Below are 23,708 nucleotides of genomic sequence, written 5' to 3'. Positions count from 1 at the left end.
AAGCCGCCCCCGAAGGGGCGGCCTCATTTATTTTGTAAGCATTTTATCTAATGTTTCGTTCAGCATCTCTCTGGATGTCACCTGTATCGCCTGAATTCCTGCCTTCTTCGCTCCTTCCACATTATCCATGCGGTCATCGAAAAACAGACACTCTTCTGCTTTCAGGCTATATTTCTCCAGAAGAATTTCATAAATCTCCCTGTCTGGCTTCAGGGCGTGAACCTGATAGGAAACAACTCCCCCATCAAGTACATTCAGGAATTTCGCTCCCTTGGTGTGCACATGGAACAGTTCTTCTGAGTAGTTGGAAAGCAGGTAAATCTTATAACCATTTTCCTTTAGCGCTGCAACCTTGTCCCAGACCTCCGGACGCTTTACAGCCATCTGCTCTCCGTTTCGAAGGAACCAGCCCATCACATCCACATCGTCCGGGTACTTCAGTTCATACTGATGAATGGCTTCCTCAAGGCTCAGCCTTCCTCCGTCAAGTCCCTGTACCCAGATCTCATTGTCAAACATTTCCTCGCCAATTCTCTTCGCCTCAGCTTCAGAAAGGCCGTAGTCCCTGGTCAGCATCTCAAACCAGCGATACTCCACCAGTACATCTCCAACATCAAAAATTAAATTCCGAATCATTAGTCTTCATAACCATTCGGGTTATTACTCTGCCATCTCCAGGAATCCTCGCACATCTCACGGATGCCATTCTCAGCTGTCCAGCCAAGCTCTTTCGCTGCCTTGGAAGCATCGCAGTAGCAGGTAGCAATATCGCCTGCACGACGTGGTTTGATCGCATATGGGATCTTAACGCCTGTTGCAGCTTCGAAATTCTTCACAATATCAAGAACACTGTAGCCTTTTCCTGTGCCAAGGTTATAGATTGCAAGTCCAGGATTCTCCTCGATCTTTTTAAGCGCTTTTACATGACCTTTGGCAAGATCTACTACATGGATATAATCTCTCACGCCGGTTCCATCCGGAGTGTCATAGTCATTACCGAATACGCCAAGCTCTTTCAGCTTGCCAACAGCAACCTGTGTGATGTATGGCATAAGGTTGTTCGGGATACCATTTGGGTTTTCGCCGATGGTTCCGCTCTTGTGGGCACCGATCGGATTAAAATAACGAAGCAGCATTACGTTCCACTCCGGATCTGCTTTCTGGATGTCTGTAAGAACCTGCTCCAGCATGGATTTGGTCCAGCCATATGGGTTGGTACACTGTCCTTTCGGGCATTCTTCTGTGATCGGGATCTGTGCCGGATCTCCATATACAGTTGCAGAGGAAGAGAAAATAATATTCTTAACACCATGTTTTCTCATTACATCTACAAGAGTCAGGGTTCCTGCAATATTATTCTCATAATATTCCCAAGGCTTTACAACGGACTCTCCAACAGCCTTCAGTCCGGCAAAATGAATACAGGAGTCAATGTCTTCTTTGTCAAAAATCTGGTCAAGGGCTTCCCTGTCCAGGATATCTGCTTTATAAAATTTAACCGGCTTGCCTGTGATCTTGGAAACTCTGTCAAGGGCCTTCTCGCTGGAATTAGACAGATTATCCAGAACTACTACGTCATAACCGGAATTCTGAAGTTCTACAACTGTATGGCTTCCAATGTATCCTGCACCGCCTGTTACTAAAATTGCCATGATATTTTCCTCCTCGTTTGCTGCAAAGTTCCCACCATTCATCACAATCAATAAACAAATAACCTTCTGCTGTTTTCTCTTTTCACAGCACTACACGGAATGTTATCTGCAAACAGCAACTGTGATGGTTTATGTCCATTCTTTGCAATCTTTATTCGTAACCTGGAAGACATGTTTTATGTTACCGTGAACGGAGTGAACAGTAACTGTTTTATGCCTGCCAGTTTTAGAATACCACTATTTATATTTTTCTACAATAGATTTCATCTCAGATAATTTCTGTTCCATATCCCACACCAGCTTGAACTGGGTTCTTGCACGATCCAGATTCTGATTTTCTCGATGAATGCGGAAGTAATGATCTCCCTCCAGATGGTCTGCCAGGAAACGCATTCCACACTCAAAGGTCATCAGGATTGCACCCATCGGAAGCATTTCCACCTCCAGATCTGTGAGGGCACCGCCGCAGCCTTCCAGAAATCCTTTTACATACACCTCAAACAGATGAAGGTCACAGGACACTTTGGAAATATCCTGCTCATCCTCTGCTGCCGTGCTTGCGCCAAAACGGATGGAATCACCAAAATCATTCAGAGAAAGTCCCGGCATTACCGTGTCCAGATCGATCACACAGATTCCCTTATGTGTAGCATTATCGATCATGATATTATTCAGCTTTGTGTCATTGTGCGTTACACGAAGAGGCAGCTTACCTGCATCCTGTAAATCCACAAGTGTATGGGCCAGCTGCTCTCTTTCCAGGACAAACTGTATCTCCTTCTGAACATCAGCCGCCCGTCCGCATGCATCCTCTTCCACAGCCTTTTTAAAATTGGCAAATCGCTTCACTGTATTATGAAAATCCGGGATTGTCTCATGAAGAGTATCTGCCGGATAATCAGCAAGAAGGCGCTGGAAATTACCAAATGCAAGAGCACTCTGGTAAAAATCCTCGTCATTTTCCACCTGATCAAAGCAGGTTGCATCTTCTATAAACAGATACGCTCTCCAGTATTCTCCCTCTTTATCTACAAAATAAGGAGCTCCAGCACGGTCATTTACGATATTCAGGGTTTCGCGCTCTGCATCCCCGCCATTTTCCAGGATTTTCTTCTTCAGCCAGGAGGTGACACCACTGATATTCTCCATAAGACCAACAGGATCTTTGAAAATCTGCTTGTTCATTTTCTGGAGAATATAGCGCTTCTGTCCGGCTTCTGTGGAAAATACAGCACAGTAAGTCTCATTAATGTGGCCATTTCCGAATATGCCAACCTCTTCAAGTTTACCGCCAAAATCAAAGCTGTTGATTACTTCCATCAGTTCCTGATGGCTTACATCTTTTGTTTTTCCCACTTATTTTTCCTCCCAAAGCTTCTGAGGATAAAGACCGTCATCTTTCAGCTTCTGAATTGCAGCAACTACTACCGGCTTATCTTCTTTATAGGTAACTCCGTACCATTTGTCCATAGATTTCAGAACTTTGACAGTTGCTTTCTTCTCGCCAAGAAGCTCATCTACAACAAATGGAAGGAAATATTCGCATTTCAGAGGATTCTTTTCCACATTTTCTTTCAGGAATAATGGGAATCTGTCCTTCAGTTCTCTCAGAATGCTTGCAGAAAATCCCCACATATTCATAGACACCGTAGCATCCATAGGAAGCTCTGTCCATGTAGCACCATCATCCTCGGTATAAGCAGCACCGCCATCTCTCTTCTCAATATGGGTGCGCTCATTAATATCCTTCAGAAATCCCTCTTCGTCTGTCACACAAACACCACGAGCCACATGTCCATTATCTGTCAATGTGTTCTCAAGCTTGTAGCCTACCATCATGTACTGATAAATGCCGTCTTTATCCTGATTCTCTGTAAGGAAATCATATGCCATCTTAAATGCATGACGTCCATAATAATCATCCGCATTAATAACGGCAAAAGGTCCATCAATCACATCAATACAGCTCATGATCGCATGTCCGGTTCCCCATGGCTTCACACGTCCTTCCGGAACTGTAAAGCCTTCCGGAAGATTATGCAGATCCTGGAATACAAATTCTACCTGGATATGCTTACTCATACGATCTCCGATAGCAGCACGGAAATCAGCCTCATTCTCCTTCTTTATAATAAATACAATTTTTTCAAACCCTGCCTGAATAGCATCATAGATAGAAAAATCAATGATAATGTCCCCGTCCTTATCAATAGGATCGATCTGCTTCAGGCCACCATATCTGCTTCCCATACCTGCTGCCATTACTACCAATACCGGCTTTTTCATGTTATTGCTGCCTCCCATTTTTTATTTGTCAAAACGGATATTCCTGATCCGCTTTGTTGCTTATTCATAACGATACCAGGGACAAACAATTGCCCCTGGTTCGATGGTAACAGACAAATCTCTTCTTGTCAATTTCTATCAATTATTTCACAGGAAATACTCCGGTTTTAATATTCCCAGACCGCTCCCCAGCACTTTTCCTGACTTCAGATATTTCTTTGCAGCTCTCTGAAGAGATGTGTTCTCGGAATATACATTCAGGTTCCGCTGTACCTTTCCCCAAATACGCCATTCAGCCTCACGCTCATCCCAATCTGTTTCTACAATCTGAAATTGATTCTGAAACATAATGATATTGCTTTTCTCCGGCAAAATGTCTTTAAGCCCCGGATAGAGCAGCCAGGAATGACACAGATACGGCATCTCTTTTCCCCAGAAAGCCATTCCCTGAATAATGGATTCCCTCACACTCTCCAGTGTGAGCTTTTCGCCCTGTGGAATATGAATACTGATGATCGGATCTCCTTTTTTTACCATTCTTTCTCCTGCTGTAAAATTCCAGCGGGAATCCATGATTTCAAATTGCATTCTTCCAAGCCTGAAAATGGTAAGCTTCATATGGCGGAAAAACCAGTCGTATTCATCAATTCCATACTCTCCATATTCCAGAAAACAGTTTTCACACCAAAAGGTCAGATCGTAAAAAGTGTCCCTGAAAATTTCCCGGCTGATTCCCCGCTTTTCATAAGCATCATAGGTTTCGGCGCCCATGCGGCATAAATAATACAGAAACACAAGCCGATAATCCTTTTCCAAAAGAATTTTTTCATAAAACAAAGCTCTGTCTTTCTCATACAAAAGCTTATTTTCCTGATATTCTTCCTCCCCAATGCGTCCGGATTCCTGAAGCTCATTAAGCAGATGCACAGCCTCCGGCAGCATGTTGATTTCAGCTAAAAATTCATTTATTTTCATTGGCAAATCCTCTGAGATTTACAACCTGTCCCGTTATTCTTGCTTCCTCTGCTGCCAGTGCCATCAGATGACTCTCCACGGAAACAGCAGCGTCTGTTTTACCCTTTCTTCCTTCTCCTACCATACGGACAAAATCATGCATCATACTCATATCACTTCCGTTATGTCCGTTTGCAGGTGTGTGAAGCTCTATTGTCTCCAGATTCCCACTGACAAAATCTCTGATCTCAATAGTACCTGCATCCATATCGCCTTTGATCTCACCTTTTGTTCCCATAAGACGGATCCGTCTAGCACACTGGTCTGTAAAGGCTGTCATAAGGAAGGACGCTGTTACCTGATTTTCAAACTTTATGTCAACGGACTGGTGATCTACTACTGTATTATCACAGTGGAATACACATCTTCCGTAAGGTCCTTTTTTCAAAGCCTCCAATACATGCTCCGGATCTGTCTGATCGGTCACTGCACGTACCAGATAGCCATCTAAATTCTCCAGATAAAAGCGTGGTGCATAGAAAGCACATTCATCTCTATGTGGGCATCCATCCAGACAATAAGCAGGAGCTCCTTCCGGTGCATTTTCCTCTGTAAAATAAGACAGTTCACCAAAGGAACTAAGGCTTTCGCATTTACTGTCTGCCAGCCACAGCATGATATCCATATCATGACAGCATTTCTGCAGGATCATAGGACTGGATTCCTCTGCATTTCTCCAGTTTCCTCTTACAAAGCTATGTGCCTGATGCCAGTAACCTACCTCTTCCATATGCTGGATAGTCATAAGTCTTCCTATTTTGCCTTCTTCCAGAAGTTCTTTTAATTTGGAAAAGAACGGAGAATACCGAAGTACGTGGCACACGGACAGAATACGGTCGTATTTCTTCGCCATCTCTCCCATTTCAATGATTTCTTTCTTGTCGGGAGACATGGGCTTTTCACAAAGTACATGATATCCCTTTTTCAGAGCCATGATCGTAGGCTCATAATGCATCCTGTCCATGGTGCAGATCATGGCACAATCTGCCAGCTTTTCTTTTCCAAGAAGCTCTTCATAGCTTTCGAAGCAAAGCTCTTCCGGAATATTGTGTCTTTTTGCAAAGCTCTCTCTGCGCTCTTTATCCGGCTCTGCAACTGCCACCACCTGAAATTCATCTGGATGGTCCAGTGCATACTGAGAATAAACATGACCTCCTCTAAGGCCTGCTCCAATTACAATACTCGTTACCTTTTTCATACTCTTTTACTCCTGTCGCAAACGTATTTTTAAAACCGTATCTTTTTCATCTGGCAATGGATAGGTAAATACCGGATCATCTCCGAAGGAAACAAAGGCCACATCCGGATACAGCACCGTATTCCATGCTTCCCCTCTGTTCACCTCACTGCCGTCTGCAAGATATGTAACAGATTCCAGCTTATCCGGGCCGATTCCATACAGCGGAAGTGCTCCAAGCGGTGTCTCATAAACATGAGCATAAATGATGTCACCTTTCTGGGTATATCTTCCCCAATCCGGCTTTTCCAATTTGGAAATTCCGCATCCGTAAATGCTCTCCCCATTTTTTTTCATCCATTTTCCAACTTCTGTGAGAATCTGAACACTCTCCTCCGGAATATTTCCACGGGCATCTGGTCCCACGTTCAGGATCATATTTCCACCCTTGCTGGCACATTCCACCAGCTTTCTTACAAGCATCTGAGGGGTCTTATACTGATGGTCGAAATTGCAATATCCCCAATGATTATTCATAGTGGCACAAAGTTCCCATGGAATGGGTTCTCCCTTGTCATCACATACTCCTTTTGGAGGAATGATCTGCTCCGGACTTGCAAAATCACCGCTGTAAATCAGTGGTTTCTCTGTTGTAATGCTGCCATGGTTATCCCCCGCACCTTCCAGACGGTTGTCAATGATCACATCCGGCTGATACTTTCGAACCATTTTGATCAGCTCTGTGGCTTTCCATTTTTCTCCGGTCATATCGTCATAGGAAAAATCGAACCATAGAAGATCCAGCTTGCCATACCCTGTTACAAGTTCCTTTATCTGGCCATGCATATACGCAAGATATCTGTCAAAATCAATTTTTTCATCTTTATATGCCGGATTGTTTCGCATAGGATGCTGCCTGTCTCCATATTTAGGAAAATCCGGATGATGCCAGTCGATAATGGAAAAATAAAGACCAACCTTTAATCCTTCCTCTCGGCATGCATCTACAAATTCTCTTACCAGGTCTCTGCCTGCTTTTGTGTTTGTTGACTTGTAGTCTGTCAGTTTAGAGTCAAACAGACAAAATCCGTCATGGTGCTTTGCTGTAAGTACCACGTACTTCATGCCTGCTTTTTTTGCCAGACAAACCCATTTCTTCGGATCATAATCCACAGGATCAAACTGATCAAAATACTTACTGTATTCCTCAATTGTCATTTCTTTCTGTGACATCATCCATTCACCGCATGCTGGAATGGAGTATAATCCCCAATGAATAAACATACCGAATCTGTCTTCCATAAACCATTTGGTGCGCTGTCTTATTTCCTCATTCATGTTTCTATTCTCCTGTCTTCTTCATTATATCAGAAAATTTTGTATATTCAGCATTTTTATCAAAAAACTTTCATTTCACCTGTCAACCTTTCACGGCTCCGCCAGACAGTGCCTCAATAAAGAATCTGCTGAAAATACAGTACAGAAGCACAGGCGGAAGAATGATAATCACCATAGCGGAAAAAAGTCCGTTATAATTGGTGTTAAAGGCTGTTGTGAAAGTAGACAAAAGCGCCGGTACTGTCAGCTTTTCCCTTGTGATCAGCACAAGAGAGGCCCAGTAATACTCATTCCAATTATTCAAAAACGCAAGCACAGCTGCTGTCATAATTCCCGGACGTGCAATTGGAAAAATTACTTTCATCCAGGTCTGTACATACCCACATCCGTCAATTCTCGCCGCCTCTTCCAGCTCTCTTGGGATATTGTCGTAATAGTTTTTGATCACAAAAAAACTCACTGCAATTCCACTGCAGGAATAAATCAGGATCAGCGCAGATCTTGTATCATATAAATGCAGGCGGTTTACCAGATTATATACCGGATAAGTAAGGGCTGTGGCTGGGATAAACATGGTGGAATACAAAAGTACATTTACCAGTGCTTTTCCTTTGAATTCCATTCGCGCTACCACATATGCAGACATGGAAATCATCACCACACTGATCACCACGGAAACACCTGCGACAAAAAGACTGTTTCCAAAATATCTCATCACATGTAAATCTTTAAATGTGGAAATATAACCATCCAGACAAATGGATTCCGGAAGCTGAAAGCCAGGTCTCGCCATAGGATCTTTTTTCAGGCTGGATAAAACCAGCCAGCCAATGGGAAGCAACGACACGATCAGCGCCCACGCAAGACAAATGTAAGTCACGATCCTGGTTCCCGCCGGCATACTATTTACACCTTTCAGGGTATTTGTTTTTTTCATATTCATCCTCTTTTCCTTCTTATTCTTTCTCTTTCCTGAAAGAAATGCTGTATACAAAATTAATCACCAGAATGATCACCATCCCAGCCAGGATCTGGATCATTGCCACTGCATTGGCTCGTCCAAACTGGGTTCTCGGACTGGTAATGGCAAGCTCGCGGATAATGTAACTGATACTGTAGGTTCCTGCAGCTCCTTTTGTCAGGAAATAAACCTCGTTATAAAGAAGGAAGCCGGAGGTTGCAGCAAGAACGGATACTGTTTTTAAAGTTCCTTTGATCATAGGGATTGTAATATACCAGTCCTGTCTCAGACCGCTTGCCCCATCCAGCATAGCTGCTTCTCTTACCTCTTCCGGCACTGCCATAATATTCCCCAAAATCATTAAAGTTGTAGTTCCTGTAAAGAAAATATAGGCACAGGTCATGGCCACAAAAGCCGGTCCTTTCAGAAGTAGGATATTATCCCTGAATTCTTTGTTGAAAAGACGAATGATCGGGTTGATAATTCCATAAGAAGGGTTGTACAATTGTAAAAATACAATGCCCATAGCGGCAGTTGAGATCATATTCGGAATAATATAGACATTTCGTACAAATTTAATACCTTTTACCTTTCTGGACAGGGCCAGAGCGATCAAAGCAGCAATGGGAATCTGTACCACTGTTCCAAGAATGGCCCAGGTGGTTGAATTTTTCAGTGCTTCCCAGAAAAATGGATACTTGTTAAAAATATAATCATAATTATCCCACAAATTGCTCCAGCCGAAAAACTCCGGACTAGTAATATTGGTATAATCCCATTTGCAGAAAGAAGTGATAAACACCGTAATAATGGGATACAGATAAAATACGCAAAATGCGATCAGGGTAGGCGCAAGAAACGCTATAATAAATCCTTTTCTCCGCGTACCCAGCTTATTCTTTCTTTTTTTCGCAGCATTCTGATTTTCCAAATTCATACCTCCAAAAAGGGAAGAGATTTCTCCCCTCCCTCTTCTATTTCATTCATAGTTTCTGTTCATCACAGCTGTGTGCTTTAAGCAACCAACGCGATCAGCTCTGTCTGAAGTGCTGCAAATCTTGCATCAATATCTGTTCCTGATACCGCACACTCCATCAATGCATTGATGATAGCTTTGTCCACGTCAGATCCCCAGGTATAGTTCATGTCAATCACTACAGTATCAGCTTCATTTACCTGAGAACAAGCCTGTGCAAGCTTTCTTGTAGCTGCATCATCACTCTCTTCTGCAAGTGCGTTCAAATCAACTGTTGTGTTACATGGATTTGCCTGTACGCCAGTGAAGATTTTTTCTTGAACCTCAGCACTTGTCATATATTTGATAAACTCAAGTGCCAGCTCTGTTTTCTCATCACTCATGTTATTTGCCACAGCAAGTCCGCCGCCTGCAGAAGCGATTGCAATATTTCCAGGGAATAAAGCAGGCTCAATGGCATCTGTTAAAGACGCATCAATTCCACTTGCATTCCATACACCATTGAAAAGAACACCAGCCTTACCATTTGTATTAAATTCTGCCATAAGATTTCCGTTATCATCTGTAGTATGCTCAGAACCATTTGCCTGATCCAGGTTTGCAGCAGTCTTAAATGCAGCTGCAAATTCCTCTGAATTGATGGTGTCCTCTGTCAGCTCAGATTCCAGCATTTTCTTTCCTTCATCTGTAGAAGCCATAACTGTGTTTACAATATAGCTGGAGCCCTGTCCTGCAATGTATCCGTACACATCCTCGTCCAGAGCACAGATTTTTTCCATTGCTTCTCCAAAAGAATCCCAGTCTGCAAACGCCTCCTCTGTAATTCCGGCTTTTTCAAAAATATCGGAATTATACCATAAGCCACGGCTCTCAATCTGATCATGCACTGCATAAATATGACCATCCATATCATGCTGTGTATAGTTAAGACCAACTGCATCCTGCAGACCATTTTCATCGATATACGGTTTCAGATCGTATACCAGATCCTGGGAAAGTGCTGCCTGCGGAACTCCGCCACCGCCTACATCTACCAGATCCGGGAAGGAACCGCCAGCAACCTGTGCACTTACAATGTCATCTCTGTTTTCTACAGCGATTGGTTTGAATGTAACTGATCCATCAGCATGTTCCTTTGCGAACTCATCATAGATATCCCTCATAACCTGAGCTGCAGCCCACTCGCTCTCATCCTGGTAATATCCATGGTAAAATTCCAGAACATCATCATCTGCATAAGCAGTCGTTCCAAATCCAACCAGTGCAGTAGTCCCCATTGCTGCTGCCAGTAAAACACTTACCATTTTTTTCTTCATTACAAAAATCCTCCTTCATAAATTATACGTCTTTGCTTTAACTGTCCTTATTTTACCCTTGTTTTTGGTATTTTTGAATGAATCCCGTTTGCAATTTACAGGTATTTATTGACATTTTCACAATAAAAATAAGGAAAATATTTACCTGACGGCAATATTTTCCTTATCTTTATTTTCCCTATTTATCTATTTTCATTTCACCCAGCTGCCGGGTAAAAGCTTCCGGTGAAATTTTACCGGTAAGCTCTCTGAAAATGTTTTCTGTAAAATAGGCTTTCTGTTCATAAGTCCACAGATTATCCGGAACTTCAATTTTATCCTCTGCGCTTAATACCAGGGAAGCAGCCTGAAACAGCCGCGGCATTTCCTTCTCGTAAGAATCCAGAACTACCTGCTTATTCGCCGGAATCTGCTCTGTTTCCTCCAAAATCCGCGTCTGCACCTTCTTGCTTAGCATATATTTCAGGAACCGGATGGAAGCCTCCTCTTTCTGTTCGTTTCCACTTTTTCCAAGCACATAACCAAAACAGGCAGATTCGCAAGACAGCTTCTTCCCGGATGTAGTTGGAAGCAGTGCATACTTGGCATTAATGTTTTCGGAAATCATGGAAGCGCCCCATACGCCATTCACATATATGGCAAGCTTTCCTTCATTGAACAATCTGGTCTCATCCAAATAACTGTATTCTGCATTTTCGGAGGTGGAATATACATAAATTTCCTGCAGCCGTTTCAATACCTCTGAAATTGTACCGATATCGTTTCTGTCCTTTTCTGTACCTTCTTCCAGAAGCATATGATCCATAAAATAAAGATAGCCCTCCGGAGATGTCTGAAGCGAAGCAATTTCATTATTCTCACGTTCCGACCATTTCCAGATTTTGTAGCACATACCGCGAAAAGCATCCCAGGTCCTGGGAATTTCCTTTACGCCAGCTGCGTGCAGAATATCTTCATTATACCAATAACCACCACTTAAGGACAAAACATCTGACACTGTAAACAGCTCCCCTTCTTCTGTGGTCCAATAGTTCAGATTGGTCTGGGAAATATTGGAGGCAAACTCTTCATCTTTTTTCACATAGGGCATAATATCCAGCGCCATATCATTTTCTACAATAAAATCATAGGTTGTATTCTGTCCCATACCGCTGAAGGTAATCACATCCGGCATATCTCCCACCATGATCATGTCCTCCACCTTACGCAGCATTTCCTTTCTTCCTGGCATGGAGATCAGCTGCACCTCAATGTCCGGATTCTCCTTCTGAAATCCATCGTAAATATCCCTCATAGCTACATGATCTTCACCAGTTCCGCCCCATGCATGAATCATTGTGATAGTTACAGGCTCTTTTTCTTCTTTCCCGCAGCCTCCAAGGATCAGACTCCCGGCTATTCCGATACTAAAGAAAAGACCTCTAATTTTTCTCTTCATGTTGTTCTCTTTTCCTGAATTCTTTTGGTGATACCCCGGTTATCTTTTTAAACATTTTTGAGAAATAACCAGCATCTTCCACTCCTACCGCTTCTGAAATCTCATAAGTCTTCATCTCTGTATTCTGCAGATATTCTTTTGCCTTTTCCACCCGTTTCATTAAAATCTCATCAAACAGATTCACACCTGTTTTATTCTTATAATAACGGCTGAGATAGCTGCGGTTCACATGCAGGGTATCTGCAATATCATCCAGCGTGATCTTTTTGCGAAAATTTTCTTCCAGATACTGTTCAATCTGATCAAGCAGTGATTCTGGTTCTTCTGCCTTCGTATGCTCCTGGATTTCGATCTCCTTTTTCAGTCTGGATAGCTTTCCAATTGCTTTTTCCACTGCCAGTGGAAGTTCGTCTATAATGGAAATCTTAAGCACATACTCACATACACTGTATTTAATGGCACGTTTGGCATACTCAAAATCTGAATATGCGGTAAGGATGATCACCTGGGTTTCCGGGCAGGTTTCGTATACATATTTACATACTTCTAATCCGTCAACACCAGGCATCTGTATATCTGTTATCACAATGTCCGGCATTTCTCCCCGGATCTTCTCCAATAGTTCCTGTCCATCACTGACTACGCTCTCCAAAGAACAGTCCATTTTTTCCCAATTTATCAGTTTCTGCAAAGCCTCTCTGATGTATCCTTCATCATCGGCTGCTATCACTTTCCACATAATTTCCACCTCTTTCAATTGGAACTGCAATTTCTATTTCCGTTCCCTTTCCCGGTTCGCTCCAGACCTGAAACTTGTAATGATCTCCATACAGGATCCGGAGCATTTTCTTTGTATTTTCCCAGCCCACATGGGTATGAGGAGTTTTTTCTTTATTTTCCTCTGCCTTCGTCTGATTCCGACAAACGCCTACTCCATCATCTTTTACCCAGATGTAGAGCATTTCCCTTTCATATAAAAGGACCTGCAGATTTCCTTTTTCACGCTTTGGTTCCAAACCATGCGAAACTGCATTTTCCACCAGTGGCTCAATAAGAAGACGGGGAATCAGATCTTCGCCGATTTTTTCATCTTCAAGCTTCACCTCATAAGACAGTTTATCCTGGTAACGGCTTTTCTGCAGATATAAATAAAACTGAACTATTTCCAGTTCCTCTTTTACCTTTATCTTAATCTCTTTTTCCCGGAATATCTTACCCTGCATCAGTCTGGAAAAAGCATTCAGTCCATCGTAAACTTCTTCGTTTCCAGCCATTTTCGCTTTCAGACTCAGCATGGCCAGAATATTAAACTGGAAATGCGGATTTATCTGGGACTGCAGATATTTTACCTGAGACCGGGCTGCCACAATTTCTTTTTCATAAACCTGAGTAATCAGATATTCGATCCTGTCTGCCATCTCATTAAACACGATTCCCATGTCATGAAATTCCTGAATAGAGGAATCTTCCATTCTGGCATTCAGATCCGGTTTTCCAAAAGCCTGTATGCTTTGGATCATCCTGGTAACCGGTTTGGTGAAACGGTAGCTGATAGCATATGCAACCAGAAATGCAATTCCCAGTACCACAATAAGACCCACAAGAACGATAAAAAGAGTGGGCTTCAAAATAGAAAAAATATTCCCATACCCTACTGAGATCACTGTACGTACTCCAAATCCACAGAGATTTCCATAACCAATCACCTTCGTACCTGCCAGGTCTTTTGTTCCATTCCATGAATTCTCAGAAGTCTGCAGCTTTTTCACCAGCTCCTGAGCTCCTTCTGAGGCAAGCAGCTGATCGTTTTTATCCAGGACAGCCCATCCTCCATTATGATACAGCTGTACCGTTTCCAGAACTTTCGCTACTGCACTCTGACTGATCTGCACGATTCCGATTCCTTTTTCCCTCATATTTTCATCATAAATTCTAAAAAAAATATTTAATTCATCTTTATCAGACAAACAGGCGTACTGGTCACTGGTACTTTTAAATTCCTGCTGCATGTTTTCGTATTTTCGCTTCTGTTCTCTCCCGGCAGCCAGTGTGGTGGCATAATAGTGCTCATAAATACATTCATTCCCATTATTAAACAGATAAATTCCAGTAACAAAAGGAAGCTGGCGTTCCACCATATTCCGCTCTGAAAAAAGCTCCATGCTGTAAGAAAGCTGTGGTTCTATTTCCTCCAGGTCGTATTCTTCTTTCTGAAAAAAGTCATCCAGTACCGTATTATGACGTATGGCGATCACACTATCCTCAATAAACTGCATATGAGCCTCATACTGCTGACTGGTATATCGAAGTACATATTCAATATCTTCCTGTGTTTTCTGAAAGAAGAAAGAGAAAAAGACATAGAAAACAGCTGCACATACAGACAGTAAAGTACATACAGAGGTCAGTATCATCAGAAATGTAAGTTCCCTTTTCAGAGTGTAGTTTTTTTTCATTTTATTTATCCCCAGGGTAAATTTCTATATTATAAATTCATTATAGGAAAAGCTTTCGAAACTTGCAATCAGTTTTCACCAAAAAAAGCAATAAAAAGCAGAAATATTTATAGCATTTCACCTAAATATAGGGTATACTGATATTGTCTCAGGAACAAGGGCAGGGTTTTTATATGACAGCATTCTGATAATGCCGTCATTTTTTTGCACCTTGTTAAAGTGATCATACTCACTTATTGACAAAGAAGGAGAGGTAAAATGAAAGTAATTAAAGTTAAGAATTATGAAGAGCTGAGCCGTACTGCAGCTACCATTATCGCCGGTGTTATTTTGTCCAAACCGGATTGTATCCTTGGTCTTGCTACCGGTTCTTCCCCGGTAGGTACCTACGATCAGCTGGCTGCTATGTATGAAGAGGGAATACTGGATTTTTCCCATGTAAAGTCTGTGAACCTGGACGAATATGTCGGACTGGACGGATCCAATGACCAGAGCTACCGTTACTTCATGAACAAGAACCTGTTCAGCAGAGTCAATATAGATATTAAGAATACCTATGTTCCGGACGGAACCAATCCGGATACAGAGGCCTGCTGCGAAGCTTACAATACACTGCTTAAGAATATGGGAGCTGCAGACCTTCAGCTTCTTGGAATAGGACCTAATGGCCACATCGGATTTAATGAACCAGACGACCATTTCCAGGCTGGCACACACTGTGTAGATCTTACAGAGGCTACCATCCAGGCGAATAAGCGTTTTTTTGCAAGCGAGGAGGATGTGCCGCGCAAGGCTATTTCTATGGGAACCGGCAATATTATGAGCGCAAAGACCATTCTTCTTGTAGCTAACGGCAAGAACAAAGCCAAGGCTCTCGCTGCTGCGATCAAAGGACCTGTTACCCCACAGTGCCCGGCTTCCATCCTTCAGTTCCATCCCAATGCAATTATTGTGGCAGATGAGGATGCACTGAGCGAACTGTAATTTTTTATTTATGCTTATATAAAAAGGAGCTGCCTCAGTATGTTCCAAAAAGGCTTTCTGCAAGCTGTACGTCACAATTTGCAGAAAGCCTTTTTCAACACGCTCTAAAAAAGCAGCTCCATTTTTGTACCTTTTCCAAGATCGCTGTCCACATTGATCTGTGCATGATGTAAGGTTGCCCCATGCTTTACAATGGACAGTCCAAGACCAGTTCCTCCGGTCTGCCGCGAATGGCTTTTGTCCACCCGGTAAAATCTCTCAAATATTCTTTTCTGTTCAGATTTTGGAATTCCGATTCCATCATCCTCAACCCGGTAAAAAGGACGATCCCCTTTTCTGCCTACATAAATATGAATGTGTCCTCCCGGATTGGTGTAACGAACAGCATTGTCCGCAATATTGTACAGCATTTCATATAAAACATGCCGTACTCCCTGAATGTTGATTGGAATACCACAATAATCCAACGAAATGTTTTTCTTTTCCGCATGATCCCGGAGATTGTTTACCACATCCTTTGCCAGCTCATCAAGCTCTACACTTTCCATGGAGACCACTGCATCCTGCTGTTCATCCAGACGCGACAACTGGATAATATCTGCCACCAGATTTCCCAGACGATTGGCCTCCTTATAGATTCGTCCTGAAAAATCAGCAATATTCTCCGGTCTCACCATTCCATTCATCATCAGCTCCGCATAACCGGAAATGGACATCAGAGGTGTCTTTAATTCATGGGAAACATTTGCAGAGAATTCCCTTCTCACAGCCTCTGTCTTCTTCAACTCCTCCAGCTGGCTTGCAATCTGCTTATTCTGCTGATCCACCCGCATCAACAAAGGACGGAGTTCTTCGTAGCATACATTCGAAAGAGGATGCTCCAGATCCAGGTTGTTCACCGGCTCGATCAGACTCTTTGTCTGCCTTTGCACCAGAACGATCTCTACCAGAATGATCAACAGCATCAAAATTCCCAGCCAGATAAAGCTGCTAAGCAACGTATGGAACACACTGTCTGTTGTTTTTGCCAGGCGGAGGATTCTGCCATCATTCAGCTTCACCGCATAATAAAAGGTCTGGTGTGACAAGGTTTCCGAATAACGGACGATTTCTCCCTGTCCATCTTCCATAGCCTGAATAAATTCCGGACGGCTGCTGTGGTTTGGAAGCTTTGAAGCCTCTGCCTCATTATCATAGAGCACGTTTCCCTCTGAATCGGTGAGCGTAATACGGGTATCTGTGGTTTTTCCCACATTTCCGTTTAAATACTCTTCTCCAACTTCTTCAATCCCCACTTTTACATATTCAGCTTCATCCCGGATGCCCTTTTTCATAGTACTGTTAAACTTATCATACATCACAAAGCTGGCGGCTATAAAGGTAAGGATAACCGTGAGAACGATCATCACACTGGTATGACTGAGGATTTTCTTTTTCATCCCTGACTGCCTCCCTTGTCTGCCATTCTGTAACCTACGCCGCGGACAGTCTCGATTAGTCTGCCGGTATCCCCAAGCTTCTGCCGAAGGGTTCGCACATGTACATCCACAGTTCTGGTCTCCCCGTCAAAATCATATCCCCATATATGGCACAAAATCTGGTCACGGGTCATAACGATTCCTCTGTTTTCCATAAGATACAGAAGAAGTTCAAATTCCTTGCGGGTAAGCTCCACAGGCTGATCATCACAATACACCTGATGACGGCCCGGAAAAATACGAAGTTCCTCACAGCTAAGCTCTCTGTCATCTCCGTGGCGGCTGCTGCGCCTGAGCACCGCCTTCACTCTGGCTATAAATTCCATCATTCCAAAGGGCTTGGTAATATAATCGTCTGCACCGGCTTCCAGAGCACGGACCTTATCAAATTCTGCTTCCTTGGCAGTTACCATAATGATGGGAATATCTCTGGTTCCGGAAGATTTTTTCAGTTTTTCCAGAATGGAATATCCATCCTCTCCCGGAAGCATAATATCAAGAAGAATCAGCTCTGGTTCCTCCTCTGCAAGGGCTTTCCACAATTCCTGGGAGTCTTCTAACCCTCTTGCATGAAATCCGGTCGTCTCTAATGTATATACTAAAAGATCACGGATGTTGTTATCATCTTCAACACAAAAAATCATTTTTTAGTATTCTCCTCCCATGTCTTACCTATTTTTTACATTACCTGTAAATCATCATTATTTCTTAGTATACGTACTTTTTTCCCCTTATACAAGTGCACAACTGTAAAGTCACGGTAAAAAGCAGGAAAACAGGTTACCGTTCACGACCTGACCAGTAACACGCTTCGCGATGCACAGAAATCATGCATTTGCATGTTTTCGCGCCGCAAAAATTATATTACCAGTCGCTGCCTCCGGAAATGATTCTCACAGGAATTTTTCCAGAGCAGCAACTGGCAACATCTACTCTCCCGGTTACGGAAGCATATAGTTCACACGGGCAACCTCCAGTTCGTGATGGAAATGTTCTCCCGGTGCATTTTTTACAGTGTCAAGGTGACTGTGGGTATCATAAAGATCCTCATGTACCTGAGTCACACAGACTCCGATATTGGAACAATGATCTGCGATTCTCTCCAGGCTGGTTGTAATGTCAGAAAGCACAAATCCCATCTCTATTGTACATTCTCCGGCACGAAGACGATTTACATGGCGTCTTTTCAGCTCACGGCTGAGCTCATCGATCACTTCTTCCAAAGGCTCAATTTCTTCGGCTGCTCTCATGTCCTGGTTTGCAAAAACGCTATACGCTTTTTCCACAATATCCGACACGGCTTTTTCCATAATGTGAAGTTCCTGCACTGCCTTGTCTGAAAAGCGGGCATTTTTTTCTGAAATTTCCTTTGCAGATTTCATAATGCTAAGTGCGTGGTCGGAAATACGCTCAAAATCTCCGATACAGTGAAGCATAATGGACAAGCTGTGGCTGTCTTCCAGAGAAAGATCTTTCTGATTCAACTTGAGCAGATAGGTTCCCAGTTCGTCCTCATAGCGGTCAACCTTTGCTTCAATCTTTTCCACACGGAAAGCTGTCTCCTCCTGGAAATCATCCAGCAAACCAAAAGAAAGGTTCAAAGCGGTTTTGGACTGCTCTGCCATTTTCCTGGCAGCTGTTTTGCTCTGCTCAATAGCAATACCAGGATTACTAAGAAAACGGGATTCCAGGATCATAAACTCCTGATCTTCTGCGGAAATAACTTTCTCCTCTTTTGTATCACGGACAGTTGCACATGCCATTTTTACAAGCATATCTCCAAATGGAAGAAGTACAAGTGTTGCAATGATGTTAAAGGCACTGTGGATCACTGCGATGCCGGCAGGACCTGCCACTTCTTCAATGAAAGAGAAATGTAAAAATCCATTCAGCACATAGAATACAACCATAAATGTAACAGTTCCTACAATATTGAAGTACAGATGAACGATTGCTGCGCGTTTTGCATTCTTAGTAGCACCGATTGAAGAAAGCATTGCTGTAATACAGGTTCCAATATTCTGTCCCATGATAATCGGAAGCGCTGCTCCGTAACGGACTGCACCAGTTACACAAAGCGCCTGGAGAATACCAACAGAAGCTGATGAAGACTGAATAACAGCAGTCAGAAGTGCACCGGCCAGCACACCTAAAACAGGGTTGGAGAACTTCAGAAGGATGTTTGTAAATTCCGGTACCTCTGCCAGAGGTTTTACGGCACCGCTCATGGTATTCATACCGAACATCAGCACTGCGAAACCAACCAGAATGTTTCCAATATCTTTCTTCTTTTCATCATGAAGGAAGACAATAAAAACAACTCCGATCAATGCCAGAATCGGTGAAAATGAGTTTAGGTTCAAAAGTCTTACAAAGAAATTGGAGCTTTCAATTCCTGCCAGGCTGAGAATCCATGCGGTAACAGTAGTACCGATATTTGCGCCCATAATAAAGCCAACAGCCTGGGACAGATGCATGATTCCCGAGTTTACGAAGCCGACTACCATAACTGTGGTTGCCGATGAAGACTGAATGATTGCAGTAACTGCTGCACCAACCAAAACTGCTTTCACACGGTTAGATGAAAGGTTTTCCAGAATCTTTTCCAGTTTACCGCCGGAAAGCTTTTCCAGACCGTCTCCCATTACCTGCATTCCATAAAGGAACATCGCCAGTCCGCCGACTAATGTCAGAATGCTAAAAAAATCCATTACGTTTCCTCTCCTTTTTTTATCCTTTTAAAAGTTTATTGGGTTCTTAATTTCTTTTGTTTACAAAACCAATATAAGTGGGCTATGTAAAGTTTCGGGTGAGAAGAATGTTAAATATATGTAAAATACTTTACAATCTTGGATTTTCTTATACAGGAAAAATGTAAAGCCAGGCTGTTGAAAATGTAAAATATTTGTTTGATAGTTGATTTTACTGTATTTTCCAAATTTTACATTCAAAAAATCCCACAGGAAACATGAAGAATAATTTTACAATTATCACTGCATATCTCATGCGGGATTTTTATATAATACGTGTAATGATTCCGTATCTTCACTGTTACACGCTCTAATACTTTTAAAATCCTCGGATTTCCTCTTCCTCTGAATGGGTTTTATCGATGGAGCGGATTTCCAGAAAATAACTGTAATTGTCATTTACCTTTACTTCCACTCTGTCGCCAATCTTATGTCCTTTCAGTGCCATGCCAATCGGAGAGTCAATACTGATTCTGTTCTCCATGGAATTTCCCCTGATGGAAGTAACAAGCTTATATTTCTCAATCTCGTCATCTTCCTCAAAATAAACTTCTACAATGTCATCCATTCCAACCTCGTCACTGCTGGATTTATCAGAAACGATAGTTGCTGTTTTTAACATATTCTCCAGATAGCGGATACGACTCTCATTCTGGTTCTTATGACGCTTGGCAGCGTAGTATTCAAAATTCTCACTTAAATCGCCCTGGGCACGTGCTTCCTTTACTGCCTCAATTGCTTCTTTGCGGACAACTAGCTTACGGTGCTCAATCTCCTGTTCAATTTTCTCTACGTCTTTTTTGGTGAGCTTCTCTCTCATTTTTATACATCTCCTTTATAGCTGCAACACCACTTTGCACACCACCTTAACAGATGGCAAAGAGTTTGTCAAATTGCCAATGGAAAACATTAATTCCAATAATGCTATTGTTCACTCCATGAACAGAAACCCTATAATTTCTTTTTCCCCAGTCGGACTTCTTCCATCAGCTTCGCAGTCTCAGCATCTGCATGATCAAAGAGATAGGTATGACTGGACTGGCGGTGCTGATGCCATTCCTGGCGGAGCTGCTTTCTAGTCTCTTCGATTTCTTCTTTCAGACCTCTTGCGGAAATACGACTGGCGCCCTGCCCCATAATGATAATCTGTTCCAGTCCGTCTGAAGTAGCAACCGTTACCTGATGCTGTCTGCCGATTTTGTGAACTGTTTTTTCAATATATTGATCGGCAGTCTCCGCTTCTTTTGTATAAACCACATGAATATTGTGATAAGTAAGCACTTCCTCCTGGTGTCCCTCCACCTTGTAGGCATCAAATACAAGAATCAAAGTACATTTCTTATATCCCTGATAATTACTTAAAATATCCATCAGCTTCGTCTGTGCTGCACGGACATCCGCATCTGCCAGTTCTTTCAGCTCCGGCCAGGCAAAAATAATGTTATAACCATCCACAAGAAGGTATTCTTCCTGGTCTTTTTTTGCAGAAGAACTGCTGCCAGAATAAGATAGGGCACTTACCACTTTTTTATAAGAAGACACGCGGTCTCTTTTCACCGGACCAAAGGTACGCTCAAAAATGGCCTGAAGTTCTTTGTCATCCTCATAGCTTCCACGGTAGGCAGATTCCGGCGGCTGGTAACCACTTCCCGCACGGCTTCCACTTCCAGATGTATTTCTGGCAGTTCCTGTACTGCCAGCTCCACTGCATGCTGAATTTCTGGCACTTTGAGCAGTATCGTCTCCACTTGCAGGATTTCCAGAACCTGACGCAGCATCCTCCCAGTCTTCCTCGCTGAGATCATCCTCAAACTCTGCCATAATCCCAGTATCCAGGTGCATATACTCTTCCACTTCATACCATGGCACCACAAATCCGGCTCCATGGGCACAAAATACAGACCCGGTAGGATTATCTAGATCCCGCTCAGAATCGTAGCCGATCTGTTCCACGATCTCATCTTGATTTTTACAAGGCTCATATCCTTTTAAACTGCAGAACAGTCTTCCCATTCCCCTTGTATAAGAAACTACTTCTTTCTGGTAATCGCGCATAGTCGAAACAGGCGCTTTTCCCTTCAAAATAGCGGTATTTTCCTCTGTCTCCATAGGAAGAAGAGTTCCCTGCATTTTCTGGATATCATTCATTGCACGGCCAACAACCTCCACCGGCACTTCCAGCCGAAATTCATAGTAAGGCTCCAGCAGAACATTCTGTGCTTTCTTAAGCCCCTGACGGATAGCCCGATAAGTAGCCTGACGGAAATCTCCGCCTTCCGTGTGTTTCTGGTGGGCCCGTCCGGTAAGCAGAGTAATCTGCATATCTGTGATCGGTGCACCAGTCAGCACTCCTCTGTGTTCCTTTTCTTCCAGATGGGTGAGGATCAGTCTCTGCCAGTTCCGGTCCAGCACATCCTCACTGCAGGCGGTAAAAAACTGCATTCCGCTTCCTTGCTCCCCTGGTTCCAGAAGAAGGTGAACTTCCGCATAATGGCGCAAAGGCTCAAAATGTCCCACACCTTCCACAGGTGCCGCAATGGTCTCTTTATATACAATATTTCCCGTTCCAAAATCCACAGCCACATGGAACCGCTCCCAGATCAGCCTTTTCAGGATCTCGATCTGCACGTCTCCCATGAGCATGGCGTGGATTTCTCCCAGCTGCTCGTCCCATACAATATGAAGCTGAGGATCTTCCTCTTCCAGTTCTCTCAGCTTCTTCAGCATCTGGTGCACATCGCAGCCTTCCGACAAAATAATCTGATAGTTCAGTACCGGCTCCAGTACTGGCATATTGGAATTCTCCGTCACGCCAAGTCCCTGTCCTGGAAAAGTATGGGAAAGACCTGTCACTGCGCACACGGTTCCCGCGGGCACTTCTTTCACCAATTCAAATCTGGCGCCGGAGTAAATCCGGATCTGGTCTGCCTTTTCCTCCCATACTTCCTCTCCTGCAGCCACATTTCCCTTGCTGGTAATAAGAAGTTCTTTTACTTTCAGTGTCCCGCCTGTAATCTTCATATAGGAAAGACGGTTTCCCTGATCGTCTCTGGCGATCTTATAAACCTTCGCACCAAAAGCCTCAGGATATACCGGACATCTGGTGTACCTGTCCAGTCCGTGGATCAGCTTCTCTACTCCTTCCATTTTCAAGGCAGAGCCAAAATAGCATGGAAAAACCTTTCGATCTGCGATCAGACCGGTAATCTCTCTCCTGGATACTTCTCCTGTTTCCAGATATTTTTCCAGCAGTTCCTCGTCACACATGGCAAGGCTCTCCAGAAATTCTTCAGAAAATTTATTTTCCATCAAATTCTGCTGTTCTTTTTCACCTGCCGGTAATTCCGGTTCCAAATCTCCATCAGCATTTTCATTTTCTGAAAAATCCATGCAGTTTTCATTCAGCCTTTTTTTCAATTCGGTCAAAAGTGCGTCGTGGTCCGTTCCCTCCTGATCCATTTTGTTCACAAAAATAAATGTGGGGATCTGGTACCGCTCAAGCAATTTCCATAAAGTCACCGTATGTCCCTGCACACCATCTGCACCGTTAATCAAAAGCACTGCATAGTCCAGAACCTGCAAGGTACGTTCCATCTCTGCAGAAAAATCCACATGCCCAGGCGTATCCAGAATGGTAACTCTTGTTTCCGGGAATTCCAGCACTGCCTGCTTGGAAAAAATCGTGATTCCCCGCTCGCGCTCAAGGGGAGAGGTATCCAGATATGCATCCTTGTGATCCACTCTTCCAAGCTTTCGTATCTTGCCGCTTAAATATAAAAGTGCTTCTGACAATGTAGTTTTTCCTGCATCTACATGAGCCAGCAGCCCCATACAAATATTTTTCTTTATTTTCTCTGACTGTTCACCCACGAAAACGCCTCC

19 protein-coding genes and 1 pseudogene are annotated in these 23,708 nt (G+C 43.1%); 1 reads left to right on the top strand and 19 read right to left on the bottom strand.

The window, feature by feature from the left end; translation table 11 throughout:
- Nucleotides 1–27: 27 nt before the first annotated feature.
- From AB5170_RS07925 to AB5170_RS07865, 13 genes are all read right to left on the bottom strand, one after another.
- Entirely contained in the window at nucleotides 28–636 is a 609-nt protein-coding gene (locus AB5170_RS07925) for an HAD family hydrolase (RefSeq protein WP_368361898.1), read from the bottom strand.
- Nucleotides 636–1,652, bottom strand: coding sequence for a UDP-glucose 4-epimerase GalE (galE, locus tag AB5170_RS07920; RefSeq protein WP_118582312.1), 1,017 nt, complete (start codon nucleotides 1,650–1,652; stop codon nucleotides 636–638). Before galE ends, AB5170_RS07925 begins: the two co-directional genes overlap by 1 nt.
- 237 nt (nucleotides 1,653–1,889) lie before the next feature.
- Complete coding sequence (locus AB5170_RS07915) at nucleotides 1,890–2,972, bottom strand: phosphotransferase enzyme family protein (protein ID WP_173716919.1); 1,083 nt, start codon at nucleotides 2,970–2,972, stop codon at nucleotides 1,890–1,892.
- A 36-nt stretch (nucleotides 2,973–3,008) separates the two neighbouring features.
- Nucleotides 3,009–3,938, bottom strand: a complete 930-nt coding sequence (locus AB5170_RS07910) for a sugar phosphate nucleotidyltransferase (RefSeq protein WP_195409690.1) — start codon at nucleotides 3,936–3,938, stop codon at nucleotides 3,009–3,011.
- A gap of 147 nt (nucleotides 3,939–4,085) precedes the next feature.
- Nucleotides 4,086–4,913, bottom strand: a complete 828-nt coding sequence (locus AB5170_RS07905) for an acyltransferase domain-containing protein (RefSeq protein ID WP_118582306.1) — start codon at nucleotides 4,911–4,913, stop codon at nucleotides 4,086–4,088.
- Nucleotides 4,900–6,150 carry a Gfo/Idh/MocA family protein gene (locus tag AB5170_RS07900; protein WP_118582303.1) on the bottom strand — a complete coding sequence of 417 codons (1,251 nt, stop codon included), beginning with the start codon at nucleotides 6,148–6,150 and terminating at the stop codon, nucleotides 4,900–4,902. Before AB5170_RS07900 ends, AB5170_RS07905 begins: the two co-directional genes overlap by 14 nt.
- 6 nt (nucleotides 6,151–6,156) lie before the next feature.
- Nucleotides 6,157–7,467, bottom strand: a complete 1,311-nt coding sequence (locus tag AB5170_RS07895; protein WP_173716896.1) for an alpha-L-fucosidase — start codon at nucleotides 7,465–7,467, stop codon at nucleotides 6,157–6,159.
- A gap of 82 nt (nucleotides 7,468–7,549) precedes the next feature.
- Nucleotides 7,550–8,404, bottom strand: a complete 855-nt coding sequence (locus AB5170_RS07890) for a carbohydrate ABC transporter permease (protein ID WP_148461675.1) — start codon at nucleotides 8,402–8,404, stop codon at nucleotides 7,550–7,552.
- A 19-nt stretch (nucleotides 8,405–8,423) separates the two neighbouring features.
- A complete protein-coding gene (locus tag AB5170_RS07885; protein ID WP_227199100.1) occupies nucleotides 8,424–9,359 on the bottom strand; it encodes a carbohydrate ABC transporter permease in 936 nt (311 codons plus the stop codon).
- Between the two features lie 83 nt (nucleotides 9,360–9,442).
- Nucleotides 9,443–10,720 (bottom strand): ABC transporter substrate-binding protein, encoded by a 1,278-nt coding sequence (locus tag AB5170_RS07880; protein WP_148461677.1) that lies wholly within the window; start codon nucleotides 10,718–10,720, stop codon nucleotides 9,443–9,445.
- 178 nt (nucleotides 10,721–10,898) lie between these two features.
- On the bottom strand, nucleotides 10,899–12,158 hold the full coding sequence (locus AB5170_RS07875; RefSeq protein WP_148461678.1) for an ABC transporter substrate-binding protein: 1,260 nt from the start codon (nucleotides 12,156–12,158) through the stop codon (nucleotides 10,899–10,901).
- On the bottom strand, nucleotides 12,142–12,897 hold the full coding sequence (locus AB5170_RS07870) for a response regulator (RefSeq protein WP_118582288.1): 756 nt from the start codon (nucleotides 12,895–12,897) through the stop codon (nucleotides 12,142–12,144). The genes AB5170_RS07875 and AB5170_RS07870 overlap by 17 nt, the downstream gene beginning before the upstream one ends.
- The gene (locus AB5170_RS07865) at nucleotides 12,872–14,614 is read right to left on the bottom strand and encodes a sensor histidine kinase (protein ID WP_368361536.1); all 1,743 of its coding nucleotides are present in this window, start codon (nucleotides 14,612–14,614) and stop codon (nucleotides 12,872–12,874) included. Before AB5170_RS07865 ends, AB5170_RS07870 begins: the two co-directional genes overlap by 26 nt.
- Nucleotides 14,615–14,872: 258 nt before the next feature.
- Between AB5170_RS07865 and nagB the strand changes: the two genes are divergently transcribed.
- Entirely contained in the window at nucleotides 14,873–15,598 is a 726-nt protein-coding gene (gene nagB / locus AB5170_RS07860) for a glucosamine-6-phosphate deaminase (RefSeq protein ID WP_173718210.1), read from the top strand.
- Between the two features lie 34 nt (nucleotides 15,599–15,632).
- Here the strand turns inward: nagB and AB5170_RS07855 are convergent.
- The 6 genes and pseudogenes from AB5170_RS07855 to AB5170_RS07830 form a co-directional block, all read right to left on the bottom strand.
- A pseudogene (locus AB5170_RS07855) lies at nucleotides 15,633–15,683 on the bottom strand (DUF6783 domain-containing protein); the annotation flags it as partial.
- Between the two features lie 19 nt (nucleotides 15,684–15,702).
- Nucleotides 15,703–17,037: an ATP-binding protein gene (locus AB5170_RS07850; protein ID WP_195589123.1), complete on the bottom strand. Its 1,335-nt coding sequence runs from the start codon at nucleotides 17,035–17,037 to the stop codon at nucleotides 15,703–15,705.
- Nucleotides 17,034–17,720 carry a response regulator transcription factor gene (locus AB5170_RS07845; RefSeq protein WP_173735103.1) on the bottom strand — a complete coding sequence of 229 codons (687 nt, stop codon included), beginning with the start codon at nucleotides 17,718–17,720 and terminating at the stop codon, nucleotides 17,034–17,036. The genes AB5170_RS07850 and AB5170_RS07845 overlap by 4 nt, the downstream gene beginning before the upstream one ends.
- Before the next feature lie 297 nt (nucleotides 17,721–18,017).
- Nucleotides 18,018–19,787: a Na/Pi cotransporter family protein gene (locus AB5170_RS07840; RefSeq protein WP_195391685.1), complete on the bottom strand. Its 1,770-nt coding sequence runs from the start codon at nucleotides 19,785–19,787 to the stop codon at nucleotides 18,018–18,020.
- Between the two features lie 358 nt (nucleotides 19,788–20,145).
- Nucleotides 20,146–20,646, bottom strand: a complete 501-nt coding sequence (gene greA, locus AB5170_RS07835) for a transcription elongation factor GreA (RefSeq protein ID WP_173718207.1) — start codon at nucleotides 20,644–20,646, stop codon at nucleotides 20,146–20,148.
- Nucleotides 20,647–20,777: 131 nt separating this feature from the next.
- Nucleotides 20,778–23,657, bottom strand: a complete 2,880-nt coding sequence (locus tag AB5170_RS07830; protein WP_195589186.1) for a translation factor GTPase family protein — start codon at nucleotides 23,655–23,657, stop codon at nucleotides 20,778–20,780.
- Nucleotides 23,658–23,708: the final 51 nt, after the last annotated feature.

It is taken from the genome of Ruminococcus sp. RTP21484sp1_RTP21281st1_A8_RTP21281_210402 (assembly GCF_040914025.1).
In the GTDB taxonomy this organism is placed as follows: domain Bacteria; phylum Bacillota; class Clostridia; order Lachnospirales; family Lachnospiraceae; genus Blautia_A; species Blautia_A faecis.
The sequence above is the reverse complement of the archived record's forward strand: the minus strand, read 5'-3'. Positions and strand labels throughout refer to the sequence as shown.

Excerpts from the sequence above, each read along its gene's own strand:
- AB5170_RS07925 (WP_368361898.1), bottom strand. The coding sequence starts at position 636 with ATGATTCGGAATTTAATTTTTGATGTTGGAGATGTACTGGTGGAGTAT.
- AB5170_RS07890 (WP_148461675.1), bottom strand. The coding sequence starts at position 8,404 with ATGAAAAAAACAAATACCCTGAAAGGTGTAAATAGTATGCCGGCGGGA.
- AB5170_RS07840 (WP_195391685.1), bottom strand. The coding sequence starts at position 19,787 with ATGGATTTTTTTAGCATTCTGACATTAGTCGGCGGACTGGCGATGTTC.
- galE (WP_118582312.1), bottom strand. The coding sequence starts at position 1,652 with ATGGCAATTTTAGTAACAGGCGGTGCAGGATACATTGGAAGCCATACA.
- AB5170_RS07900 (WP_118582303.1), bottom strand. The coding sequence starts at position 6,150 with ATGAAAAAGGTAACGAGTATTGTAATTGGAGCAGGCCTTAGAGGAGGT.
- AB5170_RS07870 (WP_118582288.1), bottom strand. The coding sequence starts at position 12,897 with ATGTGGAAAGTGATAGCAGCCGATGATGAAGGATACATCAGAGAGGCT.
- AB5170_RS07915 (WP_173716919.1), bottom strand. The coding sequence starts at position 2,972 with ATGGAAGTAATCAACAGCTTTGATTTTGGCGGTAAACTTGAAGAGGTT.
- AB5170_RS07865 (WP_368361536.1), bottom strand. The coding sequence starts at position 14,614 with ATGAAAAAAAACTACACTCTGAAAAGGGAACTTACATTTCTGATGATA.
- AB5170_RS07875 (WP_148461678.1), bottom strand. The coding sequence starts at position 12,158 with ATGAAGAGAAAAATTAGAGGTCTTTTCTTTAGTATCGGAATAGCCGGG.
- AB5170_RS07830 (WP_195589186.1), bottom strand. The coding sequence starts at position 23,657 with ATGGGGCTGCTGGCTCATGTAGATGCAGGAAAAACTACATTGTCAGAA.
- greA (WP_173718207.1), bottom strand. The coding sequence starts at position 20,646 with ATGAGAGAGAAGCTCACCAAAAAAGACGTAGAGAAAATTGAACAGGAG.
- AB5170_RS07895 (WP_173716896.1), bottom strand. The coding sequence starts at position 7,467 with ATGAATGAGGAAATAAGACAGCGCACCAAATGGTTTATGGAAGACAGA.
- AB5170_RS07905 (WP_118582306.1), bottom strand. The coding sequence starts at position 4,913 with ATGAAAATAAATGAATTTTTAGCTGAAATCAACATGCTGCCGGAGGCT.
- nagB (WP_173718210.1), top strand. The coding sequence starts at position 14,873 with ATGAAAGTAATTAAAGTTAAGAATTATGAAGAGCTGAGCCGTACTGCA.
- AB5170_RS07910 (WP_195409690.1), bottom strand. The coding sequence starts at position 3,938 with ATGAAAAAGCCGGTATTGGTAGTAATGGCAGCAGGTATGGGAAGCAGA.
- AB5170_RS07850 (WP_195589123.1), bottom strand. The coding sequence starts at position 17,037 with ATGAAAAAGAAAATCCTCAGTCATACCAGTGTGATGATCGTTCTCACG.
- AB5170_RS07880 (WP_148461677.1), bottom strand. The coding sequence starts at position 10,720 with ATGAAGAAAAAAATGGTAAGTGTTTTACTGGCAGCAGCAATGGGGACT.
- AB5170_RS07845 (WP_173735103.1), bottom strand. The coding sequence starts at position 17,720 with ATGATTTTTTGTGTTGAAGATGATAACAACATCCGTGATCTTTTAGTA.